Origin of the sequence: Methanobrevibacter sp. (assembly GCF_045130115.1) — an archaeon.
GTDB lineage: Archaea > Methanobacteriota > Methanobacteria > Methanobacteriales > Methanobacteriaceae > Methanocatella.
Genome location: NZ_JBGUPC010000022.1, coordinates 54,917 through 66,544, shown reverse-complemented (window position 1 = coordinate 66,544; position 11,628 = coordinate 54,917). Strand labels below are relative to the sequence as shown.

Annotated in this window: 10 protein-coding genes; 7 read left to right on the top strand and 3 right to left on the bottom strand. The window is 37.9% G+C overall.

The genetic code is table 11. The features are described from left to right. The first annotated feature begins 79 nt into the window (after positions 1–79). The 5 genes from ACJMML_RS04060 to sfsA all read left to right on the top strand — a co-directional run bounded on the left by ACJMML_RS04060 (position 80) and on the right by sfsA (position 4,961). Positions 80–328 (top strand): hypothetical protein, encoded by a 249-nt coding sequence (locus tag ACJMML_RS04060; protein ID WP_286008625.1) that lies wholly within the window; start codon positions 80–82, stop codon positions 326–328. Positions 329–341: 13 nt separating this feature from the next. Then, a complete protein-coding gene (locus tag ACJMML_RS04055) occupies positions 342–1,154 on the top strand; it encodes a hypothetical protein (protein ID WP_405306094.1) in 813 nt (270 codons plus the stop codon). After that, positions 1,144–2,553 carry a phage terminase large subunit gene (locus ACJMML_RS04050; RefSeq protein WP_405306093.1) on the top strand — a complete coding sequence of 470 codons (1,410 nt, stop codon included), beginning with the start codon at positions 1,144–1,146 and terminating at the stop codon, positions 2,551–2,553. Before ACJMML_RS04055 ends, ACJMML_RS04050 begins: the two co-directional genes overlap by 11 nt. A gap of 166 nt (positions 2,554–2,719) precedes the next feature. Beyond that, positions 2,720–4,261 carry an NAD(P)H-hydrate dehydratase gene (locus ACJMML_RS04045; RefSeq protein ID WP_405306092.1) on the top strand — a complete coding sequence of 514 codons (1,542 nt, stop codon included), beginning with the start codon at positions 2,720–2,722 and terminating at the stop codon, positions 4,259–4,261. Next, positions 4,248–4,961, top strand: coding sequence for a DNA/RNA nuclease SfsA (gene sfsA, locus ACJMML_RS04040; RefSeq protein WP_405306091.1), 714 nt, complete (start codon positions 4,248–4,250; stop codon positions 4,959–4,961). The genes ACJMML_RS04045 and sfsA overlap by 14 nt, the downstream gene beginning before the upstream one ends. On the opposite strand, the gene ACJMML_RS04035 is transcribed toward sfsA, so the two are convergent. After that, positions 4,908–5,636, bottom strand: coding sequence for an NAD-dependent protein deacylase (locus tag ACJMML_RS04035; RefSeq protein ID WP_405306090.1), 729 nt, complete (start codon positions 5,634–5,636; stop codon positions 4,908–4,910). The genes sfsA and ACJMML_RS04035 overlap by 54 nt on opposite strands. Positions 5,637–5,756: 120 nt before the next feature. Between ACJMML_RS04035 and ACJMML_RS04030 the strand changes: the two genes are divergently transcribed. Beyond that, positions 5,757–7,403: a helicase C-terminal domain-containing protein gene (locus ACJMML_RS04030; RefSeq protein WP_405306089.1), complete on the top strand. Its 1,647-nt coding sequence runs from the start codon at positions 5,757–5,759 to the stop codon at positions 7,401–7,403. 15 nt (positions 7,404–7,418) lie between these two features. Here ACJMML_RS04030 and ACJMML_RS04025 read toward each other — a convergent pair whose 3' ends face one another. Both ACJMML_RS04025 and ACJMML_RS04020 read right to left on the bottom strand, forming a co-directional pair. Continuing rightward, positions 7,419–8,597: an argininosuccinate synthase gene (locus ACJMML_RS04025; RefSeq protein WP_405306088.1), complete on the bottom strand. Its 1,179-nt coding sequence runs from the start codon at positions 8,595–8,597 to the stop codon at positions 7,419–7,421. 224 nt (positions 8,598–8,821) lie between these two features. Beyond that, positions 8,822–10,744, bottom strand: a complete 1,923-nt coding sequence (locus tag ACJMML_RS04020) for an IGHMBP2 family helicase (RefSeq protein ID WP_405306087.1) — start codon at positions 10,742–10,744, stop codon at positions 8,822–8,824. Positions 10,745–10,788: 44 nt separating this feature from the next. Between ACJMML_RS04020 and ACJMML_RS04015 the strand changes: the two genes are divergently transcribed. Continuing rightward, entirely contained in the window at positions 10,789–11,529 is a 741-nt protein-coding gene (locus ACJMML_RS04015) for a succinylglutamate desuccinylase/aspartoacylase family protein (protein ID WP_405306086.1), read from the top strand. The last annotated feature ends 99 nt before the right edge of the window (positions 11,530–11,628 follow it).

Sequence of the window (11,628 nt, the reverse complement as noted above, 5' to 3'; positions counted from 1 at the left end):
TGAAAGTAATATTTATTATTACTTTTATATTTTTTTTATAATAAAATTTTATATATAATACATAATAAATATATGTATTATGTTACCGGAAAAAACCAACATCAGTGCAAGAGTTGAAATTACACTCAAAAAAATAGTAGAAGAATCTAGTTTTACACACAAAGATGCATACGAACTTGGAGCTATGCTAATAGCTATCGGAGATGCACAGGAAACCATAACACTAATACACAACAATCCCAATTATGAAAGGATTATGAAACAAAGGGAATACCAGTTAATTGAAGAGAGAAAACAGGAACTTGAAAGGGAATTAAGGGATTTATAGGAGAACCATCACCATGAGTCGAGTAAATTCAGATATCCATTATTTTTTAGATCGTCACGAACAGGAAATCATCAACTGCTGCAGGAAGGCAATGAGCAACAAGGAAATCATAAACTTCCTAAAAACAAAATATAATCGTGAAGTTTCACTCACAACATTTAAGGAATTCAAAGCAGGATTGAAACTGACCAAAGGAGATTTCCTTGAAACACTTCTAGATGAAATACAGGTAATGAAAACTCAAGGAGCAACAGATGAAAGCATCAGAAGATGGCTGGATGAGGAACACAAACTTGAAGTAAGCAGAGCAACATTCTCAAGATTCAAAAAGAAATATCATCTAACAGATAATGACAAAGACCCAAGAGCCAGACAAAAAGACGCATTGACAAACAGGGCAATCACACAAAAACAAATTACTGACAATAACGTTCACGAGGACAATATAGATTTAGCTATTGATTCTATTCTCCAGCAACAGGTCACAGACATTAAAACAGGTTTGGAAAATTTAGACAAAATTACAAAAAATGCAGTTGGCATTGAAGTTGACTTTGAAAAACTGGATCAGGAAGTAAGATACAATGCCAATGAAAAAAGTCTGGCCAGATATTTAATCGACATTACCGAACTTAAAATCAGATATCTGGAATTATCCGTTAAAGCATTTGAAGCTAAAAACAGATTATTCAAAGATGAAATGGACAGACTATTCAAAAACCGTGTGTTAGAGTTAGAGGATAAGAAAATTGAAATCTCACAAAAGGACATTATGAATGAAATTGAAATCCTTGCAAAACAAATAGACGATAACAATGTACAATGAAAACGATGAATTCTATCTCAGTGCTAAAGATAAGGCCATCCTTCAGAAGTGCGTATATGAAAATCCATATATTCCATTCTCTCCATTTCCAAAGCAGGCCGAGATGATACTGGCAACTGAAAAGGAAGTATTGATTGGTGGAGCCGCCGGAGGAAGTAAATCAACAAGTCTGTTAATGAGGGCATTGTTTTATGTTCAGGATGATGCAAATGAATACCATGCGTTAATCTTGAGACGTACATTATCTGACCTGAAGCGTAAAGGAGCTTTAATTCACAAAGCTAGTCAATGGTTAAACAGAAAGGAAATTCAGAATAATGCAAGCATCAAACCAAAGTGGGATGGAACCGAACATTCATGGACATTTCCAAATGGAAATTCATTAACTTTCGGATATTTAAGAAACATCAATGATTTGGATACTTATCAGGGTTCCGAATATCAATTTATCGGAATTGATGAGCTGACACAATTGGAGAGGTTTAAATATATCTATATGAGGTCAAGAGTAAGGAAAACAAAAGACAATAAGCTTCCAACACAATTAATGGCATCAAGTAATCCAGGTAAGCGTGGAAACAAATGGGTTCGTGAAAGATTCATTGAGAAAATTGATGAAGACATCCAAGACAAATCTCAAATCAGATTCATTAGCTCCAGTTATCTGGATAATGTCTATTTGGATAGAAAAGATTATGAAGAATACCTGATGGGATTGGATAGGGTCACAAGGGAACAGTTAATGAACGGTAACTGGTATGCTTCAGTTAAAGGTCAGCTATTCGATGAATCCGACTTCCATTTGATTTCATATGATGAATACCTGAAAATTCCAATAGTTAGGATTATCAGATATTGGGATCTTGCAGCTACTGAAGTATTGAACGATGACAGATTGAAAGGCAGTGATCCGGATTATACTGCGGGGGTCATGCTTGCTAAAGATCTAAACGGCAACATTTACATCCTGGATTCATATGAGTTTCAGCTTGAGTCAAGAAACTTGATTAATGAAATCCTCAATACGGCAGCACGTGACAAGTCAGATGTTCAATACATTGAACTCGACGGAAGCACAGGCAAAAACTTCGGATTATTAATTATAGATGAGCTTAACCGAAGAGGGTTCACTACAGGAACTGGTAACTCAAGAGAGAATAAAGTTGACCGTGCAAGAAGAGTTTCTGCAGACATTCAAAAGAAGGGAATTTTCCTTGTTGGAAAGGATTCGACCGGGTTCACGAAAAAATGGGCGATGGAATTTCTGGAAAAAATAACTGCATATCCAAATGAAGCTATTCATGATGACTGTGTAGTTGCGTTCACTGGAGCTTATGAAAAAATAGCTAGTGAAACTCAAACCAGAAGAGTTGATGTGGATAGATGGTATTCCACATGATAAAATAATTTTATGTTGTTTTTGATTGTAATACATCTATTTATTATATTAATTATATAAACAAAATAATAAGATTATATTTGTCACCTTTTTGGTTTCAAAAAAATTTAATTAATATTAAAAACAATAGAATATATTGTCGTAGAGAGTAAAAGTGTGGGATATTATGCGTCCTATTGATATGATGGTTACGGATTATAATTGTGAATATTTAGGCTTGTCCAGATTGTGTTTGATGGAATCTGCAGGCAAATCTCTTGCAGAGGAAGTTGGTAAAATTGCGGTTTATACATTCTCAAAACCTGTAAAGGTGGTAATTTTCACAGGTTCCGGTGGAAATGGGGGAGACGGTTTCGTGGCTGCAAGATATCTGCTGAATAGAGGATATGATGTGGATATCTATATGCTGAAGGATAATATCCGCTCAAAGGAGTCCAAAATAAACTTTGAAATCTTGGAAAACATGAAACCGAGACTGTCTCGTTTGACCATATATAATTTAAAGACATTGGATGACATCAACAATACTGAAGTCGCAAAAAGCGAAGACGGTGAATTTATCATTGTCGATGGTCTTTTGGGAACCGGAATCAAGGGAAAACTGCAGACAAATGTCAAAAGGGCAATTGAGATAATCAACCAGTCAAACGGCATTAAGATAAGTGTTGATGTGCCTTCCGGAATGGATCCTCTGACCGGTGAGGTGGATGACCTTGCCGTAGTCCCTGATTATACAATCAGTTTTCATAAAATCAAAACCGGGGTAAGGGGTGCCGAAGAGGAGCTTGTCGGCGGCCTTGTCACTGCAGATATTGGAATTCCATTCGAAGCGGAATATTTTGTAAACTATGGAGACTTCTTAAGGCTCAAAAACAGAGATGAAAAATCACATAAAGGAAACAACGGAAGATTACTGATTGTCGGTGGAAGCAAGGATTATTCTGGGGCTCCCGCAATTGCCGGAATGGCTGCAATAGGTGCAGGATGTGACCTGGTATATGTTGCAACTCCTGAAAAGTCAGCCGATGCCATCAAGTCAACATCTCCGGACCTGATTGTAAAGTCATTAGATGGGGATAAGTTGTCATTAAATCATTCCGGTGAAATATTGGAGTTGGCAGATAATGTCGATTGTGTTTTGATAGGTCCTGGGGCCGGAATCGATGATGACACATCAAAATTATTCAATGTACTGGTTGCAAAAATCAAAAAGCCAATTGTTTTGGATGCCGATGCATTAAAGCAGGTTGAAATGTCATTGATTAAAAACCGTGACGATATAATATTGACACCACATATTTTTGAGTTCAAATCATTTTTCAATGTCAATAAAGATTTAAAGCTGGACATCGACTCATATGACTTCAAAAAGGTTGATGAGAACATCACTGAGTTTCAGCAAATCACTCGCCAGATTAAGGGAACAGTTCTTATTAAGGGCCAGTATGATTTGATATTGTCTGGAACAAGATTTAGAATTAATAAGTCTGGAAATGCCGGAATGACTGTTGGAGGAACCGGTGATGCACTTTCAGGAATATGTGCAAGCCTGCTTACACAGGAATTAGATCCGTTCGACTGTGCATGCTTAGGTGTTTTCATTAACGGTATTGCAGGTGAAAAAGCCTTTGATGTTAAAGGAAATGGATTTTCAGCAACAGATTTGGTGTCCCACATCGGTAGCGTGATAAAGGATGGATTACGTTAAGGGAATATTTAAGAATCGTCCGAACAGGTTCATTGCCGAGGTTGAGGTGGATGGCTGTTTGGAGATTGCACATGTGCCAAATACCGGCAGATGCAAGGAACTGTTGGTTGAAGATGCAGTGGTCTGGCTTAAGCCGTCTGACAATCCGAACCGCAAGACAAAATTCTCCCTGCATTTTGTTGAGAACAAGAGTGCACTGGTATCGCTTTACTCACAGCAGGCCAATAGCATTGTATATGATGCAATTATCGATGGCAAAATAAAGGAGCTTGCTGGCTATAATCATCACCAAAGGGAAAAGACAGTCGACAACTCACGGATAGACATATACTTGGCAAATGAAAAAGAGGAATGTTATGTTGAAGTCAAGGGAGTGACCTTGATTGTCGATGGTGAGGCTAGATTTCCAGACGCCCCAACAGAACGTGGTGCAAAGCATCTGAAGGAACTGATCAAACTTAAAGAGGATGGAAACAGGTGTGCAGTATTTTTCCTGATACAGCATCCTATTGGAAAATTCTTCAGGCCGAATTGGGAAAACGACCCTGTGTTCAGCCAAACCTTAAACGATGCATATGATGCAGGTGTGGAAATATTGGTCTATCGCTGTGACAATCAGCTTTCGGGCATTGAATTGATTCCTGAATCATTGGATTTTGATTTGGGAAAGGGTCTCTCCAATGGCCTCGTTGATGACTAAACTTGCAGCGTCATCATATGGTGTTTCGCTTTTGTTGATTAATACCAGATTTTTCCCGTTGAAGTAATTAATCAGTCCCGCAGCAGGATAAACGACAAGTGAAGTTCCTCCAATGATTAGTGTTTCCGCATTTTGGATATAATCAATTGAAAAGCTTAAAACCGCATTGTTCAACGGTTCTTCGTATAATACCACATCCGGCTTTACAATTCCTCCGCATTCACACCTTGGAATGCCGTCACTTTCTAAAATATGGTCCAATGAGTATTCTTTTCCACAAATCTGACAATAGTTTCTATGGATGGATCCGTGAAGCTCCAGGACTTCTCTGCTTCCTGCCTTTTGATGGAGTCCGTCGATGTTCTGGGTGATTACTGCTTTCAGTTTTCCTGCCTTTTCCAGTTCCGCTAATTTCAGATGGGCAGGATTGGGCTCTGCATCCTTAAAAACAAGATTGTCTTTGTAATATGCAAAAAACTCCTCTGTATGGTCCATATAGTAGCTGTGTGAAACAAGGTTTTCTGGAGTGTCGCCATATTTTTCCAAACTTTTGAAAATTCCACTTTCAGACCTGAAGTCAGGTATTCCGCTTTCTGTTGAAACTCCTGCGCCTCCAAAAAACACTATATTGTCTGATGAGTTGATGATTTCTTGTAATTGGCTAATTTTAGACATATTATTATTTATATTATTAACAAATATTAATTTTTCCCTAGTTTCGTAAATAAACTTTTAAATATGATATTTCACATAATAGTATTATTAACTTGTTATTAAAATTGCGAGGCATTTTTCATGGAAAACAATGATTCAAATCTTGATTGGATGGTATATTGGTCTCTTCCTAAATATAATCCCAGAAACAGTCAGATTAGGTTAATCAATGAAATCAATTTCGCAATAAAGAAGGGATACAAATACATAATCCTTGAGGCCGGAACAGGAATAGGCAAAAGTGCAATTGCCACTACTCTTGCAAACATGTACGATGATTCATACATCCTGACAATGACAAAACAGCTCCAGGAACAGTATCTTGACGATTTCGAAGACATGCTTGTTGAAATAAAAGGTCGTGGGAACTATAAATGTAACTATAAGGGTTATTGTGATTTTTGTATCAAGGCAGAGTATAATCTGCGAAGATGCAGTACCTGCAGGTTCCAGAGCGCATTCAAAAAGGCTCAGGAGGCCAAGAATGTCATAACAAACTATGATTTCCTGTACTATGCAGGTGTGGCCAATCCTATTTTGGATTCCAGGGAATTGCTGATTTTGGATGAGGCCCATAATCTGGAGCGTAAGATGCTTATGCTGTCATCTTCAGAGCTTGACCGTGAATACATATCAACCAAATTCGGTATTGATATTTTCGAGCCGATAATGCACGGGACCAAATCAATCAATGATTTGAAAAGAAACCCCGAGTACTGGACAAGGCTGTGCGATGACCTGATTAAGGAATGCAAAAAAAGGATTAAGAAGATTGAGGGGGATGCCAATAAAACCGTTCAGGTCACTTTGGATGAGTTTGAAAGTGACCCTTCAAAATATTCTAATTTTGACTATGTGGAAAAGCAGAATCTTGAACAGGATATTCAATCATTCAATTCAATCGCTTTGGGTTTGGTACACAAGGAACTGATTATTGATTTGCCTGGCAAAGATAGCATATTGAGCAATCAGATGGATATTTCTGCTGAGTTCAAGCCATATTCAGTTGTCGATGATACACAAAATCTTTTAAGCATGGGCAATGTCTGCATATTCTTGACTGGAACTTTGGGAAGCAAAGACAAGTTCTGCGAGTGGAACAACATCAATCCTGATGAAACCTATTATATCTATGAGAAATCTCCTTTTGATGTGGCAAACAGGCCAATCTATACTGATTTTGTTGGTCGGATGAGCGGCAGAAGAAGAGGAAAGATTCCAAACTGGAAAAATCCAAGGGCCATCAAAAAAATCAGGGAGCTTTTGGATAAGCACTCAAACGAAAAGGGTGTTATCCACACCTCAAGCAATGAACAGGCGTTCTGGATTATGGAACAGCTGAAGGATTATCCCCTGGTGTTTGTTGGCGGTGGAGATAGGAATGTCGTTCTAAAGGACTTTACACAATCAAAGGAGAATCTGGTTCTTATAGGGGCTTCCATAAAGGATGGCGTGGACTTCAAGGGCGATTTGTGTCGCTTCCAAATTGTTTTTAAGATTCCTTATCCCCAGTTAAATGAGCAGGTCAAGTACAGAAGGGACCTTGATCCAAAATGGTTCTACTACCAGACTGTTATGGCATTGATGCAGGCTTATGGGCGTGGAATACGTGATATGGACGACTGGTGTGTAATGTATATAATAGATTCCAGCTTTAAACAGCTGTTCGAGTATAACCGTGGATTTTTCAATGAATATTTCACTGAAGCGGTTCAAAAAAAGAAGTAAAGTGATAGCATAAAGCTATCTGTTTAATTTTTGGTAATTTGCAGCTTGAAGACCGTGGTATTTAATCATACCTTCAACTTCGCTTTGCTCGGTTTCCTTGTCTTCAAATGTAATTTGTTCGATGCTGTGTAAGCTGAATGGAGATTTTCTGATAATAGGTTGGATTGAACCTTTGAACAGTTTCATTACGACTTCTCCACTTACTCTTTCTTGCATCTTGTCGATTGCTTGGTCGAGGTCTTCTCTTAATGGTTCTTGCCAGAGTGCTCTGTAGACCAAATCAGCATATAATGTTGACATGTATTCTGCGAATCTTAGCTCATCGGTTGTCAATACCAATTCCTCTAAGGCTTCGTGTGCAGCGATTAGCAATTTTGCACCAGGGGTTTCATAGATTTCTCTGCTTTTAAGACCAATCATTCTGTTTTCAATGGTGTCCACTCTACCGAGAGCGTTGTTTCCGGCAATTTCATTTGCCTTTTCAATCAATTGAACCAATGGCATCATTTCGCCGTTTATAGCTACTGGAATACCTTCTTCAAATTCGATGGATACCTTTTCAGGTTCATCATTTGCATCTTCCCAGGATTTGGTCCATTCGTAGATGTCTTCAGGAGGTTCGTTTGCAGGATCTTCCAATACGTCTCCTTCAATTGCTCTTCCCCAGAGGTTTTCGTCAATACTGTAAATTTTATCGTAGCTTAATTCGATTCCTTTGGATTCAGCATATGCCTTTTCCTCGGTTCTTGTCAGATTCATTTCTCTGATTGGTGCGACAATGTCCAAGTCAGACATTGCAAGAATGACGGCTTCGAATCTGAACTGGTCGTTTCCTTTTCCGGTACAGCCGTGTGCGATTGCGACTGCCCCTTCTTTTTCAGCTACTTCTATAATTTTTTGTGCAATTAATGGTCTTGCAAGTGCAGTACTTAATGGATATCCTTCGTATTCTGCATTTGCCTTGATTCCACGTGAGATGTATTCGTTTGCAAATTCTTCTTTGGCGTCTATGTTGTAGTGTTTGAGGCCACCGATTTTTGCGGCCATGGTTTTTGCTTTTTCCATTTCTTCTTCGCCCTGTCCTACATCTACGCATGCAGTAATTACTTCATAGTCATATTTTTCTTCTAATAATTTAACGCAGACAGAGGTGTCTAAACCTCCGCTGAATGCTAAAACTACTTTATCAGTCATAATTAATCACCGTAATAAGAATGAAATTCATTAATATTTATATTTTTAATAGTATTTAATAATTATTCTAAAAAAAGTTGACAGAAGAAAAACTCTTAATTGAGGAATAATTGAGGTTGAAAGTTATATGTGTGGTAATATGGAAACCCCCCAATTAAGAGTATGGAGGAATGTGTTCATCCTTGATTATAGTTAGGTTTTCATTATATAAAGTTTAGGTATACCTAAACTTTTACCAGAAGGTCTTGATCTTCGCAGAATTTTATCAGTCTTGCATATGTCGGATTTGTTATTAGGGTATCTATGTTGCCGATGATGATTAGCTTACGTTTGGCACGGGTTATTGCAACATTCAATCGTCTTAAATCGCTTAAAAATCCTATATTTCCATGGTTATTGCTTCTAACAGTTGAGATTATGATGATTTCCTTTTCCCTTCCCTGGAAACCGTCAACGGTTTTTACTTCAATTGGAGTGTTTTCCTGAATTAACTTGACCTGATCGGCGTATGGGCTGATTATTCCGATGTCCTCTTCGCCCACTCCATCATTCAGGTAGTCATTGGCAATTTTTATTGCGATTTCGGCTTCAATCTCATTGATGATTGATTTGGAATCCTTCAGGTGTCTTTCCCGGTTGTCTAAAATATTTGAGGTATCAATGAACAGCAGTGCCTCTTCGTCCTGATGGGAATCCAAGATATCCTTGATGTTTATGTCATCCACGCTTGAATCGCTTTTAAGGCCGTTATTGTAAAACTCCTCATTTGGAAACTTCATTAGCAGACTGTTCATACGGTATTGTATATCTAATAATTGTGATTTGAATGGATACATTCTGATTAGCTCTTCAAACAATGTTTTTGACAATGCTCCTGCTCGGTCGCTGATTATTGTTGGAGGGAGCTGCTTGTGGTCTCCTGCAAGTATGAACCTGTGGGCTTTTGCAATTGGAATCAGTACGCTTGGGATTGTGGCCTGTGAAGCTTCATCAATGATTGCAACATCAAACTTGACTCTTGCAATGGCTTCAAGGGCAGATGATGAGTTTGTGGCCAGTATCACATCGCTTGTGTCGATGATGTCCTTAATCATTCTGTTTTCAATCCTTTTTATCTCGTCATGGGCCTCATCGATTTCCTGATTGATTTCAATCCATTTTGCCATTGATTTCATCTTGTCAGAGCTTATTCCACGTCCACCTTTGCCTTTTGAAGCCATATGGAGAATGTCATAGTCACCATAGCCTCTGCGGTACTGAGGTGTCGGTTTTGTGTGAACTTTGCGTTTTTCAATCAGATTGTCAATCTTTTTGTGAATCTTTTTGATTTTCTTGTTCAGCTTGTGGTTTTCAGCCTTGTATGCAAGTGTTTGTGTGATGTTGTGCTTTGAAACCCTTTGGGGATGTCCAAGCCTTGTAAGGGTCAATTTTTTGTTGTTCATCAGTCTTTCCAAAATGTTGTCAACGGCGGCATTGCTTTCTGCAGTTGCCAATACCTTATGTCCTTGCCTTGTTTCCTGTGAGATTAATTCAACCAAGGTCCTTGTTTTTCCGGTTCCGAATGGTCCATGTATCAGAAAGAAATTTTCACATGAAAGTGCATTTTCGATAGCCTTCTTTTGTGAATCGTTGAGGTTTTCATCGATATATGCGATATAGGGCACATCACGGTTCTTTTTAGGATTTCTCTCATTCAAAATGTATTCTAAGGCATTTTTGCCCTTTAGGCTCAAATGATTCAGATTGTCTTCCATTCGTCTGAAGGTGATGTCATTGGCATACAGGTCAAGCCTGACCTTCTTTTTGATTGCCCATTTTGGGACTCGCTTGTCAAAGGCAACCTTGATGAACCGGGCTCCCTTCTCAGTGACTGTGCCGGTCAGATCGCTTCTTAATGGATTGTCGGTACTTACCAATACCATGTCTCCGACTGATATTTCTGTATCGATTACCTCAGACCTTCCGAACTGAACTATCTGCATGCCCAATTCCTTACCTAAACTTTTTCCTTTGACTTTATTTATTGCCCTTCCAAGTTCTTCCCTTTTCTGGCCGGACATTGTGCTTATTTCACGTGTCATCAGGTCAATTTCGGCATCTCTTTCATAATTGATGAGTGTTATCAGGTTTTTTATATATTTCTTCATTTTCATACTTATTTTTAAATAAGAGTTTCACTGTATATTTAATTATGCTTTTCAAAAAAATTGAGGAATTTGGAAATCTTGAAATGGCTTACATTTCCGATTTTTCAGGAGGTTATGTTTCACGAAATAAGGCGATCCTGGATAATTTGGAATTAAACAGATTTACTCAATTTGTACTTGAAAAATGTATTTTTGGAACTCCTATCTTCAAATTAGGCAATAAAGGCAATAGCATATTAGTTTTATCGGGAATTCATGGAAATGAACTGCCTCCGCAAGTTGCCAATATGAAATTTTTTAATGAAATGTTATATGAAGATTTAAATCACACTTTATATTTTATTCCATTTGCAGCGCCCAAATCCACTATGGACAATCGAAGAACATTAAATTCAATGGATTTAAATCGTTCAGCCCATATTAAAAACTCCCTAAGCAATTTAATTGTTCAGGCGGTTGAAAATTTGGACATAAGTTTTGTTGGGGATTTCCATTCAACTTCTTTCAATTCAAATCCTGGCATAGAGTCCATATTTTCATCAAAGTCTCCCTGTGCTGAAAGCTATTTGATTGCAAATTACATTTCACAGGATACTGGCTGTGAAGTTTTGTCTGTTGACTTTGCGGGCTCTTATTATAAAGGAGCAGTTGAGGATGTTTGTAATCTAAAGGGTGTTCCTGCCATCACTGGTGAAGTTGTATGTCCATTTGCCAATATAGGTAAGGGAACGGTTGAAAGGTCATATGCCCAAATCGTGAGTTTTTTGGAATATTTCGGAATCTAAAATTATATGAATAATTTTTAGAAATTTTTATAAGGCTATAATCAACAAGAAGGGTAAAGCCATATTTAAAATCAAAAAACTCAATAAAAAAGGAACATT